The organism is Hydrogenophaga pseudoflava, assembly GCF_031020795.1.
Classification (GTDB): Bacteria; Pseudomonadota; Gammaproteobacteria; order Burkholderiales; family Burkholderiaceae_C; genus Hydrogenophaga; species Hydrogenophaga pseudoflava_A.
In genome coordinates this window covers 229,392-253,270 of record NZ_JAVHJP010000006.1, presented here as the reverse complement: position 1 = coordinate 253,270, position 23,879 = coordinate 229,392, and the positions used below count along the sequence as shown (strand labels likewise).

The following is a 23,879-nucleotide window of genomic DNA, read 5'->3' as shown; positions in this document are numbered from 1 at the left end:
TACTGCGAGGCTTCGGACAGTTTGCAGGCGCGTAGCTCAGCTGGTTAGAGCACCACCTTGACATGGTGGGGGTCGTTGGTTCGAGTCCAATCGCGCCTACCAAACATTTCCGAAACCGCAAGGGCCCGACGTTCGTCAGGCCCTTTTTCTTTTTGGCGCCGCCTGTGGGCGTGGCATCATCTGCGGTGCGCACAGGGAAAACCCATCTGGCAGCCCACGGGGGACTTCCTAGAATCCGGCGCAACAGCAGGCCTCCCCAGCACGGAGGCCCTCCGTCTTCACGTGAAGGTCCTGTAGTGCAAAAAAGCAAGGCCGATGCCCATGGTTCCTCTCCAGGTGCCGTGCGGGTCATCAAAAAATACCCCAACCGCCGCCTGTACGACACCGACACGTCGTCCTACATCACGCTTGCGGAAGTCAAGTCTCTGGTCATGGACAACGAGCGCTTTGTCGTGCGAGATGCCAAGACCAATGAGGACCTGACCCGCAGCATCCTGTTGCAGATCATCCTGGAAGAAGAGACGGCCGGCGTGCCCATCTTCACCGAGCAGGTGCTCGCCAACATCATTCGCTTCTACGGGCATGCCATGCAGGACTTCATGGGGTCCTATCTCGAAAAGAACGTGCAGATATTCATGGACCTGCAGGCCAAGATGGCAGAGCAGTCGAAGGGGCTCAATCCGGAAGTCTGGAAGCAGTTCATGAATGTCCAGTCGCCCATGATGCAGGGCATGATGGGCACCTATCTGGAGCAGTCGCGCAGTGCCTTCACGCAGATGCAGGAGCAGATGCAGAAAAACAGCGAACAGATGCTGGCGGCTTTTGGCATCAAACGCTGACCCTGTCGGGTCGGTCTGAGACAATCGGGGGATGAGCGAATCCCCTGTTTCTCCGGTCGCTGCGGCGCCCAAAGTCGGGTTTGTGAGTCTGGGTTGTCCCAAGGCTCTGACGGACTCCGAACTGATCCTCACGCAACTGAGCGCCGAGGGTTACCAGACCTCCAAGACCTTTGCTGGTGCTGACATCGTCATCGTCAACACCTGTGGCTTCATCGACGACGCCGTCAGGGAAAGCCTGGACACCATCGGTGAAGCCCTGGCCGAAAACGGCAAGGTCATCGTCACCGGTTGTCTCGGTGCGCGGGAGGGTGAGGGCGGAGGCAACCTGGTTCAACAGATGCACCCGAGCGTGCTGGCGGTGACCGGGCCGCACGCTACCCATGAGGTGATGGAGGCGGTGCACAGGCACCTGCCCAAGCCACACGATCCGTTTGTTGATCTGGTGCCGCCGCAAGGCATCAAGCTCACTCCGCGGCACTACGCGTATCTGAAGATCAGCGAGGGCTGCAACCACCGCTGCACCTTCTGCATCATCCCGTCGATGCGGGGCGATCTGGTGAGCCGCCCCGTTGGCGATGTGCTCACAGAGGCGCGCAAGCTGTTCGAGGCTGGCGTGAAAGAGCTGCTGGTGGTCAGTCAGGACACCTCGGCGTACGGCGTGGACGTGCAGTACCGCACCGGGTTCTGGGACGGCAAGCCGGTCAAGACTCGCATGCTGGATCTGGTGCGCACGCTGGGCGAGCTGGCAAAAGGCTACGGCGCCTGGGTGCGTTTGCACTACGTGTACCCGTATCCGCATGTGGACGATGTGATTCCACTGATGGCCGAGGGGCTGGTGTTACCTTACCTCGATGTGCCGCTGCAGCACAGTCATCCGGACGTGTTGCGTCGCATGAAACGGCCGGCCAGCGGCGAGAAGAACCTGGAGCGCATCGCGCGTTGGCGTGAACTCTGCCCCGAGATCGTGGTGCGCAGCACTTTCATCGCAGGTTTCCCGGGTGAAACCGAGGCCGAGTTCCAGCATCTGCTGGACTTTGTGGATGAGGCCCGCATTGATCGTGCGGGCTGTTTTGCTTATTCCCCTGTCGAAGGCGCGGCCGCCAACGCCCTTGCGGATCCTGTGGCGGATGAGGTGCGTGCCGAGCGCCAGGCCCGTTTCATGGCCGTTGCAGAGCGGGTATCTGCTGAAAAGCTTGGTGCACGCGTTGGCGCGACGATGCAGGTGTTGGTGGATTCGGCGCCGGGACTGGGCAAGAAGGGCGGGGTGGGGCGCAGTTACGCGGATGCGCCGGAGATCGATGGGGTGGTGCGCCTGCTGCCACCGGAAAAGATCAGCAAGACGCTCAAAGTGGGGGAGTTCACGCGTGCCCGCGTCGTCGCGGCAGACGGTCACGACCTGGTGGCCCGGCCGATCTGATGCGAAAAACAGAAAGGGCCTGCAAACATGTCGTTTGCAGGCCCTTGTGTTTGGTGCCCAAGAGAGGACTCGAACCTCCACGCCTCTCAGCGCTAGTACCTGAAACTAGTGCGTCTACCAATTCCGCCACCTGGGCATCTCAGGAAGCTGGCATTATAGCCTGCAGTGCGGCGTGTCCTTGCAGGCTGTCTGCGGTGCAGACCAAAAAAAGAAAAGGGCTTGCAAACTCTGTGTTTGCAAGCCCTTATGATTGGTGCCCAAGAGAGGACTCGAACCTCCACGCCTCTCGGCGCTAGTACCTGAAACTAGTGCGTCTACCAATTCCGCCACCTGGGCATCTCAGGAAGACAGCTAGTATAGCAGTAAAAACTCCCCTCAAAATCTTGAACGAAAAAAACAATCTTCTGGCCGAATTTGAAGGTGTCGTCTCCGGTCATCGCGACGGACATGGCTTTGTGATCCGTGACGACGGACAGCCCGATATCTATCTTCCTTCCAACGAAATGAGGGCGGTGCTGCACAAGGACCGGGTGAAGGCCCGTATCGTGCGGCTGGATCGCAAAGGCAGACCCGAAGGGCGGGTGACGGAGATCATCGAGCGCCCTCCCGCGCCCATCATCGGTCGCCTGCTCCAGGAAAGCGGGGTGTGGCTCGTAGCTCCGGAAGACAAACGCTATGGGCAGGATGTCCTGATTCCCAAAGGGGCCACGGGGTCAGCCAAGACCGGGCAGGTGGTGGTGGTCGAGCTGACCGAGCCCCCGGCGCTGTACGGACAGCCCGTCGGGCGTGTCAAGGAGGTGCTTGGAGAGATCGATGATCCGGGCATGGAGATCGAAATCGCGGTGCGCAAGTACGGTGTGCCCCACGAGTTTTCGGATTCGGCGCTTGCGGAGGCGCGCGCACTGCCGGACAAAGTCAGGCCTTCGGACCTCAAGCAGCGCGTCGATCTGCGCGATGTGGCGCTGGTGACCATCGACGGTGAAGATGCGCGTGACTTTGACGACGCGGTGTACTGTGAACCGGCCAGGGTGGGGCGTGGCAAGGGCTGGCGTCTGCTGGTGGCCATTGCCGATGTCAGCCATTACGTGAAGACCGGTGCGCCGATCGACGTGGATGCGTACGACCGGGCCACGTCCGTGTATTTCCCTCGGCGGGTCATTCCGATGCTGCCGGAAAAGCTCTCCAACGGGCTGTGCTCGCTGAACCCCGATGTGGATCGCCTGTGCATGGTCTGCGACATGCTGGTCAATGCCAAGGGAGAAGTGCACGCCTACCAGTTTTACCCGGCGGTGATGCACAGCCACGCGCGTTTCACCTACACGGAGGTGGCTGCGATTCTGCAGAACACGCGGGGCCCCGAGGCGCAGAACCGGAAGGCGCTGGTTCCTCACCTGCTGAACCTGCACGATGTCTACCGTGCGCTGGTCGCGGCTCGGAACAAGCGCGGGGCCGTCGATTTTGAAACGGTGGAAACCCAGATCGTGTGCGACGAGTCCGGCCGTATCGAAAAGATCGTGCCGCGCACGCGCAACGATGCCCACAGGCTCATCGAAGAGGCCATGCTCGCGGCGAATGTGTGCTCTGCCGACTTCATCGGCCAGAGCAAACATGCCGGCCTGTTCCGTGTGCACGAGGGACCTACGCCGGAGAAGCAGGAGACCTTGCGCAACTACCTCAAGGCCATGGGGGTGCCGCAGTCCATCAGCGACAACCCTCATCCGTCCGAGTTCCAGCAGATTGCCGAGGCGACCAAGGACCGGCCCGAGGCCCAGCAGATCCACACCATGCTGCTGCGCTCCATGTCGCAGGCCATCTACACGCCCATGAACCAGGGGCACTTCGGCCTCGCGTTTGATGCCTACACCCACTTCACCAGCCCGATCCGCCGTTACCCGGATCTGCTGGTCCATCGGGTCATCAAGGCCATTCTGACCAAACAGAAGTACCAGTTGCCGGCCTTGCCGACACCTGGGGAGGCGCACGCCAAGCTGAGCAAGCGACTGGCCAGCCGGGCTCGTCCGCCCGTGGCCGGAGAAACGGCAAAGAAGCCCTCGGCCGATCTGCTTGCGTGGCAGGCGGCCGGCCTGCATTGCAGCGCCAACGAGCGCCGTGCCGACGAAGCCAGTCGCGATGTGGAGGCTTGGCTCAAGTGCAAATACATGCGCGAGCACCTGGGCGAGGAGTTCAGTGGGGTCGTGACCTCGGTGACCAGCTTCGGTCTGTTTGTCACGCTCGATGCGATGTATGTGGAAGGCCTGGTGCACATCACCGAACTGGGTGGCGAGTACTTCCGTTTTGACGAGGCGCGGCAGGAGCTGCGCGGAGAACGCACGGGCATTCGCTACGCCCTAGGGTCGCGGGTGCAGGTTCAGGTGAGCCGGGTCGACCTGGACGGGCGGCGCATCGACTTCAGGCTTGTGTCCGGTAACGACGACGCGGTGCTGCGCGCGATGCGCGACAAAACCGGCGGAGGGGGTGAGCCGGATCAGGGCAGACGCCCGCGCGAGCGCGACGAACGGGCCCAGGGCAAGGCATCCTCCCGCGCGTCCTCGGCGCCTGGCAAGGGCGCGTCTGCCAAGGGAGGCGGACGCAAGGAGGCCAGGGGCAACGCTCGGGGCGGTGCGGGCAAGACGCGCAAGGGGCGTCGCTGATGGCTGCGGCTCTCTTTTTCCTGCTCGAGACGGTGTTTTTTCTGCTAGTGGGCGCCGCGCTTCTGCGCGCCTGGATGAACCACCTTCGCATCAACATGTCGGGGCAGCCTGGCCGCTTTGCCATGGCGCTGACACACTGGCTGGTCGGTCCGGTGCGAAAGATCCTGCCACGCTCCATGGCTCAGAGCCGGGTCGACTGGGGCAGTCTGCTGGCGGCGGTTCTGCTGGCCATTGCATACGGCGGCCTGCGTTTGTTGCTCGGTGCGGCACTGGCGCCGTCGCTTGGGGGCGTGATGGCTCCAGTCATCGCAATTCCAGGTTTGGCCTTTTACCTGCTGGTCCGCGTCCTGCTTCAGGGGCTTATCTTCCTGCTGCTCGTGTACGCGGTGCTTTCCTGGGTGCAACCCGGGGCGTCGGTGATGGGCACATTGGACCGGCTGTGCTCGCCCCTGCTGCGTCCCATCCGGAGAGTGGTGCCGCGGGTCGGCGGTGTGGATCTGTCCGTACTGGTGCTCATTGTTCTGCTCCAGGTCGGCTTGATCCTGCTGGGATGACGTGGGGTTCAGTGTGTTCCGAGAATGCGCTCGGCCAGCCGCCCGGCCGTGAGCGTGTTGTCATGATGCTTCACCCACTGGTCTGCAAGGTGTCCGTGACCCGACACAGCCCTGAGCACCGCGTCCAACGGCGCCACTGACTGGCCGGATGCCACGGCCAAGGCGGCACCCATCCAGCCGGCGAGCACATCGCCGGTGCCTGCGGTGGCGAGAGCGGGGTTGCCGCTGGCGTTGATGCGGGGGAGCCTCCCCGGTGCATGGATCACCGTTCCCGATCCCTTGAGCACGGCGATCACGTTCAGTCCCTCGCTGATCTGGCGCGCTGCGCCGAGCCGGTCCTTCATCACCGACGAGGTGTCGGTCGAGAGCAGACGAGCTGCTTCCAGCGGGTGGGGCGTGACGACGGTGGTCCATGCACGGGAGAGGCGCTGGGTGAGCAGGCTGCGCAATGCGTCATCGCGGGCGATGGCGTTCAATGCGTCCGCATCCAGGACCAGAGACGGGCAGGCCGACAGGATGTGGGGCAGATGCTCGGCCACCGTCTGCCCACCGCCACAGCCGCACACCACCGCGGCCTGCCGCAGCAGTGCTGCATCGGCGAGCAGGGTGGCTGTTCGTCTGAACATCAATTCAGGGCATTGGGGATCCCAGGAAGGCGCCTGAGCATCGTCCGCGAGCAGCCCGACATAGACCCGACCGGCGCCGGCGTGGAGTGCCGCCCTCGCGGCGAGGATGGCCGCTCCTGTCATGCCCGCCCCGGTGGTGGCGAGCCCTTGGCCGCCGATCACCACCACGTCTCCCTGGCTGCCCTTGTGTGCGGCGTGCGCGCGGCCCGTCCGGGCATCGGCGGCGCCGTGCAGCATGGCAACCGGTTCAGGTTTGTTGGCGTCTGCCGCGCCCAGGGTGTCGAGCCATACGGTTCCAGCCTGGTCCCTTCCCGATGCAGTGAACAGGCCCGGCTTGAGTGTCAGCAGGGAAAGCGTGTGGCGAGCGCCGTTGGGCAGTGCCGCTGCAGGGCCCAGGTACTCGCCGGTGTCGGCCAGGAGGCCGCTGGGCACATCCACGCACAACACTGTGGCACCGGAGCGGTGCATGTGATCCAGATGAGCGGCTATTTCGCCCGAGGGCGGGCGGGTGGTGCCGATGCCCAAAAGGGCATCGATCGCAAGGTCGAATGCCTCCGGCGGCGAAGACGCGAGTGGCACGCCGGCCTCCAGCGCCTGGGCCAGCGCATGTGCGGCGTCCGGGGGGAGTCGGCTGGGGTCGCCGCTGAGCGTGATGACGACCTCTGGCCGGCCAGGATGCTCCTTGGCTCGCAGGAACAGGTGGCGAGCGGCCACCAGGCCATCCCCTCCGTTGTTCCCTGGGCCGCAGGCGATCCAGACGCGGCGGGCGTGGGGGGCCAGGGCCAGGGACAGGTGGGCCACGCTGCGCCCTGCGCGCGCCATCAGTTCATGGGGGGGCAGGGATTCGGCCATGCAGCGTTCCAGCACGCCCGTGGCATGGGTGTCATGCAGCTGCTCGCTGCGGAAGGCTTCAATGCGTCTCACGTGGCCCATGGTGGTCGGCTTGGGCAGGTCCGTCAAGCCACGAGTGGCAGGCTTCGCTGTGCGTGGAACGGGGCGGTGTCGAGTGCTGGTGGCCGGCCTGACACCTGGTCCGCCAGCACCCGGGCACAGCCGCAGGCCAGCAGCCAGCCATGCATGCCGTGTCCCACGTTGATCCAGACCCCAGGAGTGCTTGTCGGGCCCAGCAATGGCAGTACATCGGGGGTGGTCGCTACTGTGCCGGTCCACTCCTGCACGGCGCCTGACGCGCCGGTCCTGAGTGCTCCGGGAAACCAGTCGCTGAGGGCGGCATACAACGGCTTGAACGCGGCCTCACCACGGGGCCCACGAGATACGCCCAGGGCAGGGCCGACCGCACGAACCCACTGCCCGCTGCGGGCGATCGTGATGCCCTGCTGAAGATCGTGCACCGTGGCGGACGGAGCGTCCAGGGGTTCGCGCATGGACCCGGACAGTGCATGGGCCACCCGGATGTCCAGCGGGAGGTTCAGCCCGCATGTTTTCAGCAGTTCGGGTGATGCCTGGCCAGTGCAAACGACCACTCCATCGAATTGCTCGGCGCGGGCGTTCTTTTGATTGATACGGACGCGGACGCCGCGTTGGTCTGGCATCTGCTCCACGCCCAGAACTTCGGTGCCGAAATGAAAGCGGCAGCCTGACTGTCGGGCATGGGCTTTGAGTTGGAGCACGAACTGCCGGCAGTTGGCGGACCAGGCCTCAGGAACGACCAGTGATCCTGCGAGCGCGGTGTCGGGATTCAGTGCCACTTCCAGCTGCCTGGCCTGTTCGGCGTCGGTCAGGTAGGCCTTGCAGCCATAGTCCGCAAGGAGGCTGTGCAACCGGGCGGCGATCGGGTGTCCCGGCTGGTCGCGCCACACGGCCAGCAATCCCTGCTGTTCACCCAGGGACGGCATCAGCTGTTCAGACAGTTCGGAAAGCCGTTCAAGCGAATGACAGGCCATGGCGAGCAGCGCCGGGCCGGGGTTGGATCCGACCGGGCGGCGCTTCCCCAGCAGCTTCGCCCACCATGGTGGGCGCTTGCCCGACTGTTCCCATTCCAGAGTGGCTCGGGCTGCGGCCCATTCCGGGGCCAGCAGTCCGCCTGGAGTAAAGCTGGCCTCCTCTGCGGGGGTCTGGCGCCGCTCAAAAACGGTGACCTCGTGGCCGTCCTGGACCAGTTCAAAGGCGGTGGTGACCCCGGTCACACCAGCGCCCAGCACAGCCAGCTTCAATCGCGGCTCCTGCGGAAGTGGTGGCGGCGTGCGCAAGGCGGGCAGGATCGGTCGGCACAGGTCATGGATGGTCGGGGGCGAGGCGTGTGACAGGTGCAGGGCTGGAGGCGGCCGTGCACCAAAAGTGGTGCTGCTATAATCGTCGGGCTTTGCTGCTGGTGGTCCGTTTGAGGGGTGCTGGCGTCAGGCAAATCCCAAACCAGCCCAACCAGGTGTTGCTCCGCGGTTCAAGGTCCCTTCGAAGGGCGAGCCCGAAGCAATCGGGGCTGGATTTTAGACCCAACCTCTGGAATGCATCATGTCGATCTCCATGCGCGAAATGCTGGAAGCCGGTGTCCACTTCGGTCACCAAACCCGCTTCTGGAACCCCAAGATGGCTCCGTTCATTTTCGGCCATCGCAACAAGATTCACATCGTCAACCTCGAAAAGACGTTGCCGATGTTTGAAGAGGCCGCCAAGTTCGTGCGGCAGCTGTCTGCCAACCGCGGCACCATCCTGATGGTCGGCACCAAGCGCACCTCGCGCGACATCGTCGCCCAGGAAGCCCGTCGCGCTGGCGTGCCTTTCGTGGACCAGCGCTGGCTCGGTGGCATGCTGACCAACTTCAAGACGGTCAAGACCTCGATCAAGCGCCTGAAGGACATGCAGGCTCAAAAAGAGGCCGGTCTGGACAGCATGAGCAAGAAAGAGCAGCTCATGTTTGCCCGTGAGATGGAGAAGCTGGAGAAGGACATTGGCGGCATCCAGGACATGACCGCGCTGCCGGATGCCATCTTCATCATCGATGTGGGCTTCCACAAGATCGCCGTGTCCGAAGCCCAGAAGCTGGGCATTCCGCTGGTCGGCGTGGTGGACACCAACCACTCGCCCGTGGGCATTGATTACGTGATCCCTGGCAACGACGACTCGGCTCGTGCCGTGGCTCTGTACGCCCGTGGCATTGCCGACGCCATTCTCGAAGGCCGTGCCAATGCCGTGACCGACGTGGTCAAGGCTGTCTCTGAAGGCGCCGACGAGTTCGTCGAAGTCAAGGAAGACGCGGCGGCCTGAGCCTCGCAGCCTGTGCGAACGAGGGGCTCCTGTAGCCCCTTTTTCACAAGCGAAACCGATCATTGAACAGTGTGGGCCCGCTGCGCGGGCCTGGATCAACGGAGAACTGAAATGGCAATTACCGCAAGCATGGTCGCTGAACTGCGCGCCAAGACCGATGCCCCCATGATGGAGTGCAAGAAGGCCCTGACCGAGGCCGATGGCGACATGGCCAAGGCCGAGGAGCTGCTGCGCGTGAAGCTGGGCACCAAGGCAGGAAAGGCTGCCAGCCGCGTGACCGCCGAAGGCGTGGTGGCTGCTGCCATCAGCGGCAACACCGGAGCCCTCATCGAAGTCAACTGTGAAACCGACTTCGTGACCAAGAACGACAGCTTCCTGGCACTGGCCAGCGCCGCCGCCAAGCTGGTGGCCGAGCACAACCCGGCCGACATCGAGGCTCTGGGTGCCCTGGCCTACGAACAGGACGGCTTCGGCCCCACGCTGGAAGACGTGCGCAAGGGCCTGATCGGCAAGATCGGCGAGAACATGTCCTTCCGTCGCTTCAAGCGCTGGGCCAACGGTGGTCAGCTGGCTTCCTACCTGCACGGCACGCGCATTGGCGTGGTGGTGGAATTCGACGGTGACGCCACGGCCGCCAAGGATGTCGCGATGCATGTGGCCGCCATGAAGCCCGTGTCGCTGACCTCGGCCGACGTTCCTGCGGAACTGATCGAGCGGGAGCGCTCGGTGGCGGCCGCCAAGGCCGCCGAGTCCGGCAAGCCCGCCGACATCGCCGCCAAGATGGTGGAGGGATCGGTGCAAAAGTACCTCAAGGAAGTCTCGCTCTTCGACCAGGTCTTCGTGAAGGCCGCCGACGGCAAGCAGACGGTGGGGGCGTACCTCAAGGCCGCCAACACCACGGTCAAGGGTTTTACCCTCTACGTGGTGGGGGAGGGCATCGAGAAGAAGGTGGACGATTTCGCTGCTGAAGTGGCCGCCCAGGTGGCCGCAGCCAAAGGCGCCTGATTCCGCTGTAATGCCTAGCCGACCATGACAACGGGCCGCAAGGCCCGTTGTCATATCTGGTATCCGAATTTTCCGGCGTCTGGCGGCGCAGAGCCGCGAATCGCCCGCAGCTCCTCGCTACACTTGCCGGGCTGCCCATACAACAAGAGTCGTCACACAGGAATTCCCATGCCGTCCTACCAGCGCATTCTTCTGAAACTCTCCGGTGAAGCCCTGATGGGCGACGATGCATTCGGCATCAACCGAGCGACCATTGTCCGAATGGTCGAGGAGATTGCCGAAGTGACCCGTCTGGGGGTCCAGGTGGCCATCGTGATCGGTGGCGGCAACATCTTCCGTGGCGTCGCCGGCGGCTCCGTCGGCATGGATCGTGCCACAGCCGATTACATGGGGATGCTTGCCACCGTGATGAACTCGCTGGCGCTGGCGGACACCATGGACAAGGCCGGTCTGGTGGCCCGTGTGATGTCGGCGATCGCCATCGAGCAGGTGGTGGAGCCGTACGTGCGCCCCAAAGCCCTGCAGTACCTTGAAGAGGGCAAGGTGGTGGTGTTTGCTGCGGGTACAGGCAACCCGTTTTTCACAACCGACACTGCCGCGGCGCTGCGCGGCGCCGAAATCGGCGCCGAAATCGTGCTCAAGGCCACCAAGGTCGACGGTGTCTACACCGCCGATCCCAACAAGGACCCCAAGGCCACCCGTTACACCTCGTTGACCTTCGACGAAGCCATGGCCAAGAACCTTCAGGTGATGGACGCCACGGCCTTTGCCCTGTGCCGCGACCAGAAACTGCCCGTCAAGGTGTTTTCGATTTTCAAGCCCGGAGCGCTGCGCAATGTGGTGCTGGGCGGCGACGAGGGAACACTCGTCCACGTCTGACCGGCGTTTGGTAGAGAGCACCCGTCTTCCATAGGAGCATTCATGAGCATCGCCGAGATCCGTCAGAACGCTGAACACAAGATGAGCCAGTCGCTGGAAGCGCTGAAGAACAGCCTTTCCAGGGTGCGCACAGGTCGGCCCAATCCGCAGATCCTGGACACAGTGCATGTCGAGTACTACGGTTCCATGCTGCCGCTGTCGCAGGTGGCGAACCTGTCTCTGCTGGACGCCCGAACCATCGGGGTGGCTCCCTGGGAAAAGGGCATGGGCGCCAAGATCGAAAAGGCCATCCGCGAATCGGATCTGGGTTTGAACCCCGCGAGCCAGGGTGACCTGATCCGCGTGCCCATGCCCCCCATGACGGAAGAGCGTCGCAAGGAGCTGACCAAGGTGGTCAAAGGCGAGGGTGAGGCAGCGAAAGTTGCTGTCCGCAACCTGCGCCGCGATGCCAACGAACACGTCAAGAAGCTTCTGAAGGACAAGCTGGTATCGGAAGACGACGAGCGCCGTGCGCAGGAAGACATTCAGAAGCTGACCGACCGGATGATTGCGGAGGTCGACAGGATCGTGGCTTCCAAGGAACAGGACATTCTGGCTGTCTGATCCGCTGCCGCCTTCGCTCCCATCCCCCACCAGGTCCGCTTGCCGATGTCTTCCAATCCCCAGCCCGGTGTGCCGAATGCCATCGGTGTGCCTCGGCACGTGGCCATCGTCATGGATGGCAATGGCCGCTGGGCCAAGAAGCGTCTTCTGCCCCGAGTGGCGGGACACAAGCAAGGCGTGGATGCGCTTCGGCGCACCGTCCGGGCCTGTCTGGAGCGGCAGGTCCAGGTGCTGACAGTCTTCGCTTTCTCTTCCGAGAACTGGAACCGGCCTGCCGAGGAGGTTTCCGGGCTGATGGATCTCCTGGTGCTGGCTCTGTCGCGGGAGGTGCCCAAGCTCGACAAGAACGGCGTGCGACTGCATTTCCCGGGTGAATCTTCGGGCTTGTCGCCCCGCCTGCTTCAAGGGCTCCGCAATGCCGAACAGACCACCGCCCACAACGACCGCATGGTTCTCAATGTCTGCTTCAACTACGGCGGTCGTTGGGACATTGTGAATGCGGCCAGGCAGCTGGTGGCCCAAGGGCGGGAGATCACGGAGGCAGGCCTGTGCGAAACAACGGCACTCGCCCATGTGGGCGACCCCGATCTGCTGATCCGCACGGGTGGCGAGATGCGCATCAGCAACTTCCTGTTATGGCAATGCGCCTATTCCGAGCTGTTTTTCACGCCCTGTCTGTGGCCTGACTTCGACGCCGAGGAACTGGACCGGGCATTCCGGGACTATGCGGGGCGTGAGCGCCGGTTCGGACTCACCTCCGAACAGGTGGGACCGTCCGGTCAGCTGCCGGCGGCCAGCGGCTCGCATGCTTAAGCAGCGCATCATCACCGCCCTGGTGCTGCTGGCCGTGGTGCTGCCGGCCATGTTCCACACCTCGGTCGTTCCGTTTGCCGCCCTGGCGGTGGTCATGGTTGCCGCCGCCGGCTGGGAGTGGGCCCGTATGAATACCCTGTCGGGTCGTCCGGCTCTGCTGATCGGCGGCGGGCTGGGTGCGCTGCTGCTGCTCTTCTGGGCCGGGGGAGGGTTGGACCGGTCGTGGCCTGTGGTCTGGTGGCTGTCGGCGGGTGTCTGGCTGTCACTGGCGTTGCTCATGCTCAGGCGCGGGGTGCCGGGATGGCAGCGCTGGCCTGTGGCTTCGCGCTTGACGGGCGGGCTGTTGATGCTGGCGTGTGCGTGGCTGGCTCTGGTGCAGGCCCGGCAGACAGGCTTGTTGTTCCTGCTCTCGGTGTTGACCCTCGTATGGGCTGCGGACATCGCCGCCTATGCGGGCGGACGGGCATTCGGACGCCGCAAGCTCGCGCCGACCCTGAGCCCCGGCAAGAGTTGGGAAGGGGTGTTCAGCGGTCTCCTCGGGGTTGTCCTGCTGGCATTGTTCTGGCTGTGGTTCGACCTGCGCTTCCCCTCGGATGCCCCCAGCCTGTTCAGCCGGTTGTGGGAGGCCGGGCCGGTCTGGACCCTCGTGGCGCTGCTGCTGTTGACCGCAGCCAGCGTGGTGGGCGATCTTCTCGAGTCGCTGGTCAAGCGCGGTGCCGGCATGAAAGATTCGAGCCGGTTGTTGCCTGGCCATGGTGGTGTCCTCGACCGCGTGGACGCCCTGTTGCCCGTGTTGCCGGTGGCCATGCTGTTTGCCCACCTGCTGGAGAAATGAGCGTGTCCGTACAACACATCACCGTGCTCGGGTCCACCGGGTCGATCGGTACCAACACCCTGGATGTCATCGCCCGTCACCCGGAAAAGTACCGGGTGTTCGCGCTGACGGCCTCGACCCAGGTGGAGGCCCTGCTCGAACAGTGCAAGATGCATCGTCCCGACTACGCGGTGATGGCCAGCCCGGAACATGCCCAGGTGCTGTCGGACCGTGTGAAGGCTGAAGGTCTGCGTGTGCAGGTGTTGTCGGGCGCCCGTGCCTTGTGCGAGGTCAGTGCCGACCCGCAGGTCCACGCCGTGATGGCGGCCATCGTCGGCGCGGCAGGCCTGGAGCCGAGCCTCGCTGCGGCGCGGGCCGGCAAGAAGCTGTTGCTGGCCAACAAGGAATCGCTGGTCGTCGGTGGTGAGTGGTTCATGGCGGCCGTGGCGCAGGGCGGAGGCCGGTTGCTACCGATTGACAGCGAGCACTCGGCCGTTTTCCAGTCGTTGCCCGAAGACCCTTCGACCTGGCCCCGGCGGGTGGAGAAGATCCTGCTGACCGCCTCGGGCGGCCCCTTCAGGCAGCGTGATCCGTCCACCCTGCATGCGGTGACGCCGGAAGAGGCGTGTGCCCACCCGAACTGGGTGATGGGGCGCAAGATTTCGGTCGACTCCGCGACGATGATGAACAAGGCGCTGGAGGTGATCGAGGCAAGGTATCTGTTCGGCGTGAACCCGTCTCAGATCGAGGTCGTGATCCATCCGCAGAGCGTGGTGCATTCGATGGTTCAGTTCCATGACCGGTCGGTGGTGGCCCAGCTCGGCACACCCGACATGCGGGTGCCGATTGCCTACGGTCTCTCGTGGCCCGAGCGCATGGCGTCGGGCGCGCCCGCGCTGGATTTTTCGGCGTTGAGTGCCCTGACGTTCGAGAAACCCGACAACCTCCGTTTTCCCGGCCTGCAGCTGGCATGGGAGGCGCTGGACGGACCGACGGGCACCACCGCCGTGCTCAACGCGGCGAACGAGGTGGCGGTGGCAGCGTTCCTGGAGCGGCGCCTGCGCTTCGATCACATTCACGTGGTCAACCGTGCAACTTTGGAAGCCCTGGCACCCTCCAAGACCGAAGGCCTGGAAGCGCTGCTGGCGCTGGATGCGCAGGCGCGGGCGGTGGCCTCGGTCCACGTGGATCGCTGCCGCGGCTGAGCGGGTCTTGCTTCAGCCCCCCACGACAAGGTGGGGGCTGCCGATTGGATGTTTCGAGGGACCTATGACCACCCTGATTGCCTTTGTCGTGGCCCTGGGCCTGCTGATTGCTGTGCATGAGTACGGCCACTACCGGGTGGCCGTGGCCTGCGGCGTGAAGGTGCTCCGCTTCTCCGTCGGGTTCGGAAAGCCCCTGCTGCGCTGGCAACGTGCCGGCAGTCCGACGGAGTTCGTGCTGTGTGCGCTGCCGCTGGGCGGGTATGTGCGGATGCTGGATGAGCGAGAGGCGCCGGTGGACCACGCAGAGCGTCATCTGGCATTCAACACCCAGCCGCTGCGTTCGCGCGCCGCCATTGTGGCGGCCGGGCCAGCAGTCAATCTGCTGCTGGCGGTGTTGCTGTATGCGGTGGTGAACTGGAGTGGCGTGGAGGAGCCCAAGCCGGTGCTGGCGGCGCCCGTGGCGGGTTCTTTGGCGGAGAAGGCCGGTCTTGTCGGCGGGGAGTGGGTGCAGGGCGCTTACGTGAGCGGTGACGAGGTGTCGCCCGTCAGGTCGTTCGAGGATCTGCGCTGGCGACTCACCCAGGCGGCGCTGTCGGGACAGGACATGCAGCTGCTGGTGTCTCGTGACGAAGGGGGCGCTTCTCGCGAACTGACGCTGCCGCTCGGTCAGCTGGATGTGAAAGAAGCCGATGCCAGCCTGTTCCAGCGCATTGGCATCCTGTCACCGTGGACCGAACCGGTGATGGGCGATGTCGTGGACGGTGGTGCCGCCGCCGCCGCCGGGCTGAGGGCAGGGGACCGGGTGTTGCGGGTCGATGGTCGGCCGGTGAGCGACGGCGCCGCCCTGAGGCAGCGCATCCGCAGCGGTGTCGACGCCCAAGGCCGGACACAGCCACAAACGTGGGAAGTCTCCCGGGACGGGCGCACGCTGAGCCTGACCGTGGAGCCCAAGCCAGAGCAGTCCGGTGACGCCTGGATCGGTCGCATCGGCGCGTATGTCGGTGCGGCGCCGGCCATGACCACGGTGCGTCACGGCGCACTGGAAGGACTGTGGCTGGGTGTCCAGCGAACCTGGGAGGTGTCCTGGCTGACGCTGAAGATGATGGGCAAGATGCTGGTGGGAGAGGCCTCGCTCAAGAACATCAGCGGCCCGCTCACCATTGCAGATTACGCCGGCAAATCCGCCAGCATGGGACTGACGTCCTACATCGTGTTCCTGGCACTGATCAGTGTCAGCCTCGGGGTGCTGAACCTGCTGCCGTTGCCGGTCCTCGATGGTGGACACCTGATGTATTATCTTTGGGAGGGTGTGACCGGCCGCGGGGTTTCCGACGTCTGGCTGGAACGGCTGCAGCGAGGGGGAGTGGCTGTGTTGCTGGCCCTCATGTGCGTTGCCCTCTTCAACGATATCACCCGTCTCGTGGGCTGAACGATCTCTCTCTCATGAAACCATTTGCACCCAGCCTGCGTGGACTCAAGCTGTCCGCCGTTGCCACGTCCCTGTTGATGGCCCTGCCCGCTTGGGCCGTGGATACCTTCACGCTCAAGGACATCCGCGTCGAAGGCCTCCAGCGCGTCGAACCGGGCACCGTGTTCGCCTCCCTGCCCTTTCGCATCGGTGACCAGTACAACGACGACAAAGGATCGTCCGCCATCCGGGCGCTGTTCGGCCTCGGGCTCTTCTCGGATGTGCGCTTGCAGATCAACGGCGACGTCCTGGTGGTGATCGTGGAGGAGCGTCCATCGGTGGCCGATGTGAGCTTCACCGGCATCAAGGAGTTCGACGCCGAGGTCCTCAAGAAGGCCTTGCGCGAGGTGGGTCTCGCCGAAGGGCGGCCGTTTGACAAAGCGCTGGCGGACCGCGCCGAGCAGGAGCTCAAGCGCCAGTACATCAATCGCAGCATGTACGCGGCCCAGGTGGTGACCACCGTGACGCCTGGTGAACGCAACCGGGTCAACCTGAACTTCAGCGTGGTTGAAGGCGAGGTGGCCAAGATCAAGGACATCCGGATCGTTGGCAATCAGGCCTTCTCCGAGTCTGCGCTGCGTGACCTGTTCGATCTGGACACCGGTGGCTGGATGAGCTGGTACACCAAGGCCGATCGCTACTCCCGTGCCAAGCTCAATGCCGACCTTGAGACCCTGCGTTCGTATTACCTGGCGCGCGGTTATCTCGAGTTCAAGGTCGACTCCACCCAGGTGGCCATCTCGCCCGACAAGCAAGACATTTCGGTCACCATCAATATCACCGAAGGCAGCCGGTTTGTGGTGTCCTCCGTTGCTCTGGAGGGTGAATACCTCGGCAAAGAGCAGGAGTTCAAATCGCTGGTGAGCATTCGCGCCGGTGAAGCCTACAACGCCGAAGAGGTGGCCCGCACCGTCAAGGCGTTCACCGACTACTTCGGTGCCTTCGGATATGCGTTTGCCCAGGTTGAAGCGGTGCCGGTGATTGATCGTTCCAACAACCGCGTGGCGTTTGCTCTCAAGGCCCAGCCCTCGCGCCGGGTGTACGTCCGCCGGATCAACGTCGAAGGCAACAACCGGACGCGGGATGAAATCATCCGCCGCGAGTTCCGTCAGTTTGAGTCGGCCTGGTACGACAGTGACCGGATCCGGCTTTCGCGCGACCGTGTCGACCGGTTGGGGTTTTTCACGGAAGTCGGCATCGACACTGAGCCCGTACCCGGAACCAATGACCAAGTCGACCTCACCGTGACCGTGGCGGAGAAGCCCACGGGCAACCTGTCCGTCGGGGCGGGTTATTCGCAGGCAGATAAGCTGTCATTGATTGCCAGCATCAAGCAGGAAAACGTGTTCGGCACCGGCAACTATCTGGGGCTGGATCTCAACACAAGTTCATACAACCGCCAGTTTGTGTTGAGTACCACCGACCCGTACTTCACGCAGGACGGCGTCTCGCGGACCTTCGACCTGTATTACAAGACCACCCGCCCTTATGACGCGCAGGGTGGGGACTACGAGATCGCGACGCCGGGTGTGGGCGTGCGGTTTGGCGTGCCGTTCACCGAAACCGACACTGTGTTTTTCGGGGCGGGTGCGGAACGGGTCAAGGTGAAAGAAGGCGACCAGCTGCCCGAGGCGTACAAAGACCAGGGTGGTACCTATCTGCCCGCCACCATCGGCTGGGCCCGAGACAACCGGGACAGCGCGCTGGTGCCGACGGAAGGGCGTTTGCAGCGCCTGAATTCCGAGTTTGGCCTGGGCGGTGACCGGCGGTACGCCAAGCTGACCTATCAGTTCCAGCAATACCTGCCCATCACGCGCCAATACACCTTTGCCTTCAACACCGAACTGGGTGTCGGCAAGGGCCTCGGCGGCAAGCCTTTTCCCGTGCTGCGCAACTTTTACGGTGGTGGCCTCGGCTCGGTTCGCGGTTTCGAGCAGGGCACTCTTGGCCCCACCTCCGCGGTCATCGGGTCAACAACAGGTGAGACGGTCAACATCGGTGGAGCACGCAATATCGTCCTCAATGCCGAGTTCATTGCGCCGTTCCCCGGGGCCGGCAACGACCGCACCTTGCGCTGGTTTGCGTTTGTGGATGCCGGCAACGTTTATGGCGAGTCCGAGAGCGTCGACTTCAGCAAGATGCGGTCGTCGGTGGGCATCGGCTTGAGCTGGATCTCGCCGGTGGGTCCTCTGCGTTTCGCCCTGGCCAATCCGGTGCGCAAGTTCCCCGGCGATAGAATCCAGAAATTCCAGTTTCAGATCGGAACATCGTTTTGATGAAGACCTCGCAGCGCCGTTTTGCCCGTCACCTGGCCGTTTTTCTCGCAGCCACCTGCGTGACCTTGACGGCGGTGGCCCAGGATTTCAGGGTGGGTTTTGTCAACACCGAGCGCATCCTGCGCGAGGCCAACATGGCGAAGGCGTCGCAGACCAAACTGGAGCAGGAGTTCTCGCGTCGCGAGAAAGATCTGCAGGGTCTGGCTGCACAGCTCAAGGCCGCGTCCGAGAAGCTTGAGCGCGATGCGCCGACGCTGCCCGAAGCGCAACGGGTGACCCGCCAACGGCAACTGGTTGATCAGGATCGCGATTTCCAGCGCAAGCAGCGTGAGTTCCAGGAGGACGTCACCATGCGCAAGAACGAAGAAGTGCAGCAACTGCTTGAAAAGGCCAACCGCGTGATCAAGCAGGTCGCGGAAACCGAAAAATACGACCTCATCCTTCAGGAGGCGGTGTACATCAACCCCAAGCACGACATCACCGACAAGGTGCTCAGTGGCTTGAACAGCGCCAAGTAAGGGCTTGATCATGTCCCGGTCTCTGGGCGCCATCGTCGACGCCCTGGGCGGGGAGCTTGTCGGGGACGCTGGTCTCTCGATCCGCCGTCTGGCGCCGCTCGCGACGGCCCTGCACGACGAGCTTTCCTTTGTCGCCCAGGCCCGCTACGCCAGCCAGATCCAGACCACGGCAGCAGGTGCCCTGATCGTGCCTGTCGCTCTCAAGGACTCGGCGGCTTCGCGAGGCGCCTGCATCGTCGCAGACGATCCCTATCTCTACTTCGCCCGGCTGACCCAGTGGTGGCGAGCGGCGCACGAGCCGGCCGAGGATCCCAGGGTCGACCCTTCCGCGAGCATCCACCCGACCGCGTACATCGGGGATCGGGTCTCGATCGGACCGTTCGCCGTCGTAGGTCCAGGGGCCCGGGTCGGTGCCGGCGCACGGATCGGGCCGCACTGCGTGCTGGGCAGGGATGCCTTGGTGGGTGAGGAATCGATTCTTTACGCGCGGGTCAGCGTCGGCGACCGCTGCGTGCTGGGCCAGCGCTGCATTCTCCATCCCGGGGTGGTCATCGGTGCCGACGGTTTCGGTTTTGCGCCGAACCAGGGCGAGTGGGTGAAGATCGAACAACTGGGCGCAGTGCGTATCGGCGACGACGTCGAAATCGGTGCCAACACCTGCATCGACCGCGGTGCGCTGGACGACACGGTCATCGGCCATGGGGTCAAGCTCGATAACCTGATCCAGATTGGCCACAACGTGCGCGTCGGCGATCACACGGCGATGGCCGGTTGTGTCGGCGTAGCCGGCACAGCGACCATCGGTGCCCACTGCTCAGTTGGCGGCGGCGCGATCGTGCTTGGTCACCTCACGCTCGCGGACCGGGTGAACATCTCCGCTGCGACGGTGGTGACCCGGTCGATTCATCAGCCGGGGCTGTACACCGGCATGTTCCCCATCGACGACAATGCGGCCTGGGAAAAGAACGCCGCATCGCTCAAGCAACTCGGTCGCTTGCGCGAGCGCGTGCGTGCCCTCGAACAACGCATTGACAACGATATTCCGAAAAGCTGAGCATCAACACAATGGACATCCACCAGATCCGAAAGCAACTGCCTCACCGTTACCCGTTCCTGCTGGTGGACCGTGTGCTGGAAATCGACAAAGGCAAGCGCATCAAGGCGCTGAAGAATGTCACCATCAACGAACCGTTTTTCGGCGGGCATTTTCCGAACCGCCCAGTCATGCCGGGTGTGCTCATGCTCGAGGCCATGGCCCAGGCAGCCGCGCTGCTGGCTTTCGACACCGCCGGCGTCACGATGGACGACAACACGGTGTACTACTTCGCCGGGATTGACGGTGCCCGCTTCAAGCGCCCGGTGGAACCCGGGGACCAGCTCGTGATGGACATCGAACTGGACCGCGTGCGCGCCGGCATCTACAAGTTCAAGGGCGTGACCCGGGTGGGCGACGATGTGGTCTGCGAGGCCGAACTGATGTGCACCATGCGCACGGTGTCCTGAGTGTCGGGGGGCTGCTGACGTGACGCAGATTCATCCCACCGCGCTGGTGGACCCCTCTGCCGATCTCGACGAATCGGTGTCGGTCGGCCCGTACACCATCATCGGGCCCCATGTGAAGATTGGTGCCGGCACCATGATTGGCGCGCACTGTGTGATCGAGGGTCGCACCACCATCGGAACCGACAACCGCATATTCCAGTTCAATTCGATCGGCGCGGTGCCCCAGGACAAGAAGTACGCGGGCGAGCCCACCGAACTGATCATCGGCAATCACAACACGATCCGCGAGTTCTGCACCTTCAACCTCGGGGTGCCGGGTGCAGGCGGCCGGACCACGGTGGGCGACCATAACTGGATCATGGCCTACACCCACATTGCGCACGATTGCCATGTGGCCAACCACACCACGCTGGCGAACAACACCACCCTGGCAGGGCATGTGTTGCTGGCCGACTGGGTGACCGTGGGGGGCCTGACCGGCATTCACCAGTTCGTCTCGGTGGGGGCGCACGCGATGATCGGTTTCGCCAGTGCGGTGTCGCAGGACGTGCCGCCCTACATGCTGGTGGATGGCAATCCGCTGTCGGTGCGAGGCCTGAACACCGTGGGTCTCAAGCGGCGCGGCTTCTCTGCGGCAAGGATCGCCGCGATCAAGCAGATGCACCGGCTGCTCTACCGCCAGGGCCTCACGCTGGAGGCCGCGCGGGCCGGTATCGATGCGCTGGCCGCCGAGACGCCAGAGGCGGCAGAGGACGTGGCCCTGATGGGCCGCTTCCTGTCCGCTGCAACTCGCGGCATCGCCCGCTGACCGCACTGCTTCACCGATGAACGCGTCCCGCCGTGTAGCGCTGGTCGCCGGCGAGACGTCGGGTGATCTGCTGGCCGGTCTGCTGTTGCAGGGGCTCCGGGGCCGGTGGCCCGACCTGTCCGCGGTGGGCATCGGTGGTGCGGCCATGGCGAAGCAAGGCTTCGAAGCCTGGTGGCCCAGCGACAAGCTGGCGGTGCGTGGTTATGTCGAAGTGCTGCGCCACTACCGCGAGATCGCCGGTATCCGTACGCAACTCAGGCAGCGACTGCTGTGGGAGCGGCCCGATGTCTTCATCGGTGTCGATGCACCCGATTTCAACCTCGACCTCGAGGGCGACCTCCGCTCGGCGGACGTGAAGACGGTCCACTTCATCTGTCCATCGATCTGGGCCTGGCGTCCGGAGCGGGTGGAGAAGATCCGCCGCAGCGCCGATCACGTGTTGTGCATCTTCCCGTTCGAGCCCGAACTGCTCGCGCGCCATGGTATCGGGGCCACCTACGTGGGCCATCCGATCGCCAGCGTGATCCCCCTGGTGCCGGACCGCCTGGCCGCACGCCGCACGTTGGGCATCGACGCGGCGGGTCCGGTCGTTGCGATTCTTCCGGGCAGCCGCCGCTCGGAGGTGCAGTACCTGGCCCGCCGGTTCTTCGACGCGGCGGTGCTCATGCGGTCGCGCCGACCGGATCTGCGCTTCGTGGTGCCTGCAGTCCCGGCCTTGCGCGAAGCCATCGAGGGGCATGCGCGAGATGCCGGGCTGCAGGAGGTGCTGATCGTCCAGGGCCGCTCTCACGAGGTCTTGGCCGCTTGCGACGTGACGCTGATTGCGTCGGGCACGGCCACGCTGGAGGCGGCGCTGTTCAAGCGTCCCATGGTGATCGCCTACAACATGCACTGGCTGTCGTGGATCATCATGCGCCGCAAGCAGCTGCAGCCCTGGGTGGGCTTGCCCAACATTCTCAGTGGCGAGTTCGTGGTCCCGGAACTGCTCCAGGACGCCGCGACTCCGGAGGCCCTGGCCCACGCGACGCTCGCGTGGCTGGACTCCCCGCAGCGCGTCGCGGCATTGGAGGATCGCTTCATCCAACTGCACCACTTGCTCAAGCGGGATACCGCGCGCCTGGCCACCGATGCGATCGAAAAAGTTCTTGCAGGCTGAGCAGGCCATTCTGGCCTGGGACGTTCCCGGGCTGGTCGCTGGTGTGGACGAGGCCGGCCGCGGGCCTCTGGCCGGGCCGGTGGTGGCGGCGGCAGTGATCCTGGACGACCACCAGCCGATCAAGGGGCTGGCCGACTCCAAGAAGCTGACGGCCTTGCGACGCGAAAAACTGTTCGACGAGATCCGGGCCAAGGCCCTGTGCTGCAGTGTGGCTCTCGCGACGGTCGAGGAAATCGACCGGCTCAACATCCTGCAGGCCACGATGTTGGCCATGCAGCGCGCGGTCAAGGGCTTGCGCCTGAAGCCCGCCAAGGTGCTGGTGGACGGCAACCGCCTGCCGGTGCTGGATGTGGTCGCTGAGGCCATCGTGTCCGGTGACGCGCTGGTGCCCGCCATCTCTGCCGCATCCATCCTGGCCAAGGTCACGCGCGACCGCATGCTCGACGAGCTTCATGCCCTGCACCCGCTCTATGGGTTCGATCGCCACAAGGGCTACGGCACCGCGCAGCATGTGGCGGCCTTGCGCGAACACGGTCCCTTGCCCGAGCACCGGCGCTCGTTCGCACCCGTGGCCCAGGCAACCAAGGAGCACGTGGCGTGAAAGAGCCGACCCAGGTCACCTCGCGGGACAACCCCTTGCTCAAACGGCTGCGCCTGTTGTCCCAGGACGGCACGGCCTATCGCAAGCAGGGCCAGGTCTGGCTGGAGGGGGATCATCTCTGCCGTGCGCTGCTGGCACGGGGGCAACGCCCGGTCACCGCGGTATTCACCGAACGCTGCTGGGCGGGCGCTCCGCACGACCTGCGCGATGCCTGCGAGCACCGGGTGGTGGTTCCGGAGGTCTTGATGGCTGGGCTGAGCGGGCTGGAATCCCCGGCCGGCATGGGCTTTGTCTGGGGCTTGCCGCAAGGACAGACACCGGATCTCGCGGGCGCCACCGTGGTGCTGGACCGGCTGCAGGACGCCGGCAACGTCGGCTCCATCCTGCGCAGCGCCGCCGCGATGGGGTTTGGCCAGGTGCTGGCGCTCAAGGGCACCGCCGGGCTGTGGTCGCCCAAGGTGCTGCGGGCGGGCATGGGCGCTCATTTCGCGCTGCGTCTGGTCGAAGGGCTGGCGCCGGACGATCTGCGCGCGCTCACCGTGCCGATGCTGGTGACCAGTTCCCACCGCGGCGAGTTTCTGCACCGGTCCGAACTGCCCTGGCCCTGTGCCTGGGTCATGGGACACGAAGGGCAGGGCGTGCGCCCCGAACTGGAGGCTCTGGCGAGCCGGTCGGTCCGCATCACCCAGCCGGGTGGCGAGGAGTCGCTGAACGTGGCCGCTGCCGCAGCGATCTGTCTGCACGCCAGCGCGGCGGCCAGGGCCCTGCCGCTATAATTCCGGGGTTTACCCGCAATCGACGCATCTTGCTGCGTCCGCCCCGGCTTCCTGCCCAGGTTCCCCGTCCCAACCCTGCTGTCGCTCCCGCTTGCGACGATGCGGGAGCGGGCGCGAATCTCCCCGGTTGTGCCCCATGGCG

The 23,879-nt window shown here is 64.4% G+C and carries 22 protein-coding genes and 3 tRNA genes; 21 read left to right on the top strand and 4 right to left on the bottom strand.

Going from position 1 to position 23,879, the window contains the following annotated elements; translation table 11 throughout:
* Positions 1 to 25: 25 nt before the first annotated feature.
* The 3 genes from RCO38_RS19485 (at position 26) to rimO (ending at position 2,256) form a co-directional block, all read left to right on the top strand.
* Positions 26 to 102: transfer RNA gene (locus RCO38_RS19485), tRNA-Val, on the top strand.
* A 239-nt stretch (positions 103 to 341) separates the two neighbouring features.
* Positions 342 to 839: a polyhydroxyalkanoate synthesis repressor PhaR gene (gene phaR / locus RCO38_RS19480; RefSeq protein ID WP_308330096.1), complete on the top strand. Its 498-nt coding sequence runs from the start codon at positions 342 to 344 to the stop codon at positions 837 to 839.
* A 31-nt stretch (positions 840 to 870) separates the two neighbouring features.
* The gene (gene rimO, locus RCO38_RS19475; protein WP_308330095.1) at positions 871 to 2,256 is read left to right on the top strand and encodes a 30S ribosomal protein S12 methylthiotransferase RimO; all 1,386 of its coding nucleotides are present in this window, start codon (positions 871 to 873) and stop codon (positions 2,254 to 2,256) included.
* 51 nt (positions 2,257 to 2,307) lie between these two features.
* Here rimO and RCO38_RS19470 read toward each other — a convergent pair.
* Positions 2,308 to 2,392: transfer RNA gene (locus tag RCO38_RS19470), tRNA-Leu, on the bottom strand.
* 115 nt (positions 2,393 to 2,507) lie between these two features.
* Positions 2,508 to 2,592 (bottom strand) — tRNA-Leu (locus RCO38_RS19465).
* Positions 2,593 to 2,639: 47 nt separating this feature from the next.
* On the opposite strand from RCO38_RS19465, the gene rnr reads away from it, so the two are divergent.
* Positions 2,640 to 4,907: a ribonuclease R gene (gene rnr, locus RCO38_RS19460; protein WP_308330094.1), complete on the top strand. Its 2,268-nt coding sequence runs from the start codon at positions 2,640 to 2,642 to the stop codon at positions 4,905 to 4,907.
* The gene (locus RCO38_RS19455; protein WP_308330093.1) at positions 4,907 to 5,461 is read left to right on the top strand and encodes a YggT family protein; all 555 of its coding nucleotides are present in this window, start codon (positions 4,907 to 4,909) and stop codon (positions 5,459 to 5,461) included. The genes rnr and RCO38_RS19455 overlap by 1 nt, the downstream gene beginning before the upstream one ends.
* Before the next feature lie 8 nt (positions 5,462 to 5,469).
* Here RCO38_RS19455 and RCO38_RS19450 read toward each other — a convergent pair whose 3' ends face one another.
* Together RCO38_RS19450 and RCO38_RS19445 are read right to left on the bottom strand one after the other, a co-directional pair.
* Complete coding sequence (locus RCO38_RS19450) at positions 5,470 to 7,047, bottom strand: NAD(P)H-hydrate dehydratase (RefSeq protein ID WP_308330092.1); 1,578 nt, start codon at positions 7,045 to 7,047, stop codon at positions 5,470 to 5,472.
* Entirely contained in the window at positions 7,044 to 8,261 is a 1,218-nt protein-coding gene (locus tag RCO38_RS19445) for an FAD-dependent oxidoreductase (protein WP_308330091.1), read from the bottom strand. The genes RCO38_RS19450 and RCO38_RS19445 overlap by 4 nt, the downstream gene beginning before the upstream one ends.
* A gap of 298 nt (positions 8,262 to 8,559) precedes the next feature.
* On the opposite strand from RCO38_RS19445, the gene rpsB reads away from it, so the two are divergent.
* The 16 genes from rpsB (at position 8,560) to RCO38_RS19365 (ending at position 23,737) form a co-directional block, all read left to right on the top strand.
* A complete protein-coding gene (gene rpsB / locus RCO38_RS19440) occupies positions 8,560 to 9,312 on the top strand; it encodes a 30S ribosomal protein S2 (protein WP_308330090.1) in 753 nt (250 codons plus the stop codon).
* A gap of 111 nt (positions 9,313 to 9,423) precedes the next feature.
* A complete protein-coding gene (gene tsf / locus RCO38_RS19435) occupies positions 9,424 to 10,317 on the top strand; it encodes a translation elongation factor Ts (RefSeq protein WP_308330089.1) in 894 nt (297 codons plus the stop codon).
* 168 nt (positions 10,318 to 10,485) lie between these two features.
* Positions 10,486 to 11,196 carry a UMP kinase gene (gene pyrH, locus RCO38_RS19430; RefSeq protein ID WP_308330227.1) on the top strand — a complete coding sequence of 237 codons (711 nt, stop codon included), beginning with the start codon at positions 10,486 to 10,488 and terminating at the stop codon, positions 11,194 to 11,196.
* Positions 11,197 to 11,238: 42 nt separating this feature from the next.
* Positions 11,239 to 11,799, top strand: a complete 561-nt coding sequence (gene frr / locus RCO38_RS19425; protein WP_308330088.1) for a ribosome recycling factor — start codon at positions 11,239 to 11,241, stop codon at positions 11,797 to 11,799.
* Between the two features lie 45 nt (positions 11,800 to 11,844).
* Positions 11,845 to 12,612 carry a polyprenyl diphosphate synthase gene (uppS, locus tag RCO38_RS19420; RefSeq protein WP_308330087.1) on the top strand — a complete coding sequence of 256 codons (768 nt, stop codon included), beginning with the start codon at positions 11,845 to 11,847 and terminating at the stop codon, positions 12,610 to 12,612.
* Positions 12,605 to 13,447: a phosphatidate cytidylyltransferase gene (locus tag RCO38_RS19415; protein ID WP_308330086.1), complete on the top strand. Its 843-nt coding sequence runs from the start codon at positions 12,605 to 12,607 to the stop codon at positions 13,445 to 13,447. The genes uppS and RCO38_RS19415 overlap by 8 nt, the downstream gene beginning before the upstream one ends.
* Entirely contained in the window at positions 13,444 to 14,631 is a 1,188-nt protein-coding gene (gene ispC / locus RCO38_RS19410) for a 1-deoxy-D-xylulose-5-phosphate reductoisomerase (protein WP_308330085.1), read from the top strand. The genes RCO38_RS19415 and ispC overlap by 4 nt, the downstream gene beginning before the upstream one ends.
* A gap of 64 nt (positions 14,632 to 14,695) precedes the next feature.
* Positions 14,696 to 16,060 (top strand): RIP metalloprotease RseP, encoded by a 1,365-nt coding sequence (rseP, locus tag RCO38_RS19405; protein ID WP_308330084.1) that lies wholly within the window; start codon positions 14,696 to 14,698, stop codon positions 16,058 to 16,060.
* A 14-nt stretch (positions 16,061 to 16,074) separates the two neighbouring features.
* A complete protein-coding gene (gene bamA, locus RCO38_RS19400) occupies positions 16,075 to 18,375 on the top strand; it encodes an outer membrane protein assembly factor BamA (RefSeq protein ID WP_308330083.1) in 2,301 nt (766 codons plus the stop codon).
* Positions 18,375 to 18,893: an OmpH family outer membrane protein gene (locus RCO38_RS19395; RefSeq protein WP_308330082.1), complete on the top strand. Its 519-nt coding sequence runs from the start codon at positions 18,375 to 18,377 to the stop codon at positions 18,891 to 18,893. The genes bamA and RCO38_RS19395 overlap by 1 nt, the downstream gene beginning before the upstream one ends.
* 10 nt (positions 18,894 to 18,903) lie before the next feature.
* The gene (lpxD, locus tag RCO38_RS19390) at positions 18,904 to 19,947 is read left to right on the top strand and encodes a UDP-3-O-(3-hydroxymyristoyl)glucosamine N-acyltransferase (RefSeq protein WP_308330081.1); all 1,044 of its coding nucleotides are present in this window, start codon (positions 18,904 to 18,906) and stop codon (positions 19,945 to 19,947) included.
* 11 nt (positions 19,948 to 19,958) lie between these two features.
* Positions 19,959 to 20,396 carry a 3-hydroxyacyl-ACP dehydratase FabZ gene (fabZ, locus tag RCO38_RS19385; protein ID WP_308330080.1) on the top strand — a complete coding sequence of 146 codons (438 nt, stop codon included), beginning with the start codon at positions 19,959 to 19,961 and terminating at the stop codon, positions 20,394 to 20,396.
* Between the two features lie 19 nt (positions 20,397 to 20,415).
* Positions 20,416 to 21,204: an acyl-ACP--UDP-N-acetylglucosamine O-acyltransferase gene (gene lpxA / locus RCO38_RS19380; RefSeq protein ID WP_308330079.1), complete on the top strand. Its 789-nt coding sequence runs from the start codon at positions 20,416 to 20,418 to the stop codon at positions 21,202 to 21,204.
* A 16-nt stretch (positions 21,205 to 21,220) separates the two neighbouring features.
* Entirely contained in the window at positions 21,221 to 22,360 is a 1,140-nt protein-coding gene (gene lpxB, locus RCO38_RS19375; protein ID WP_308330078.1) for a lipid-A-disaccharide synthase, read from the top strand.
* A complete protein-coding gene (gene rnhB / locus RCO38_RS19370) occupies positions 22,332 to 22,961 on the top strand; it encodes a ribonuclease HII (protein ID WP_308330077.1) in 630 nt (209 codons plus the stop codon). Before lpxB ends, rnhB begins: the two co-directional genes overlap by 29 nt.
* Entirely contained in the window at positions 22,958 to 23,737 is a 780-nt protein-coding gene (locus RCO38_RS19365) for a TrmH family RNA methyltransferase (protein ID WP_308330076.1), read from the top strand. Before rnhB ends, RCO38_RS19365 begins: the two co-directional genes overlap by 4 nt.
* The last annotated feature ends 142 nt before the right edge of the window (positions 23,738 to 23,879 follow it).

Coding starts and splice junctions, on each gene's coding strand:
- frr (WP_308330088.1), top strand. CDS start 11,239: ATGAGCATCGCCGAGATCCGTCAGAACGCTGAACACAAGATGAGCCAG.
- RCO38_RS19415 (WP_308330086.1), top strand. CDS start 12,605: ATGCTTAAGCAGCGCATCATCACCGCCCTGGTGCTGCTGGCCGTGGTG.
- rpsB (WP_308330090.1), top strand. CDS start 8,560: ATGTCGATCTCCATGCGCGAAATGCTGGAAGCCGGTGTCCACTTCGGT.
- lpxD (WP_308330081.1), top strand. CDS start 18,904: ATGTCCCGGTCTCTGGGCGCCATCGTCGACGCCCTGGGCGGGGAGCTT.
- ispC (WP_308330085.1), top strand. CDS start 13,444: ATGAGCGTGTCCGTACAACACATCACCGTGCTCGGGTCCACCGGGTCG.
- pyrH (WP_308330227.1), top strand. CDS start 10,486: ATGCCGTCCTACCAGCGCATTCTTCTGAAACTCTCCGGTGAAGCCCTG.
- lpxB (WP_308330078.1), top strand. CDS start 21,221: ATGAACGCGTCCCGCCGTGTAGCGCTGGTCGCCGGCGAGACGTCGGGT.
- fabZ (WP_308330080.1), top strand. CDS start 19,959: ATGGACATCCACCAGATCCGAAAGCAACTGCCTCACCGTTACCCGTTC.
- rimO (WP_308330095.1), top strand. CDS start 871: ATGAGCGAATCCCCTGTTTCTCCGGTCGCTGCGGCGCCCAAAGTCGGG.
- tsf (WP_308330089.1), top strand. CDS start 9,424: ATGGCAATTACCGCAAGCATGGTCGCTGAACTGCGCGCCAAGACCGAT.
- uppS (WP_308330087.1), top strand. CDS start 11,845: ATGTCTTCCAATCCCCAGCCCGGTGTGCCGAATGCCATCGGTGTGCCT.
- rseP (WP_308330084.1), top strand. CDS start 14,696: ATGACCACCCTGATTGCCTTTGTCGTGGCCCTGGGCCTGCTGATTGCT.
- rnhB (WP_308330077.1), top strand. CDS start 22,332: ATGCGATCGAAAAAGTTCTTGCAGGCTGAGCAGGCCATTCTGGCCTGG.
- RCO38_RS19455 (WP_308330093.1), top strand. CDS start 4,907: ATGGCTGCGGCTCTCTTTTTCCTGCTCGAGACGGTGTTTTTTCTGCTA.
- bamA (WP_308330083.1), top strand. CDS start 16,075: ATGAAACCATTTGCACCCAGCCTGCGTGGACTCAAGCTGTCCGCCGTT.
- RCO38_RS19395 (WP_308330082.1), top strand. CDS start 18,375: ATGAAGACCTCGCAGCGCCGTTTTGCCCGTCACCTGGCCGTTTTTCTC.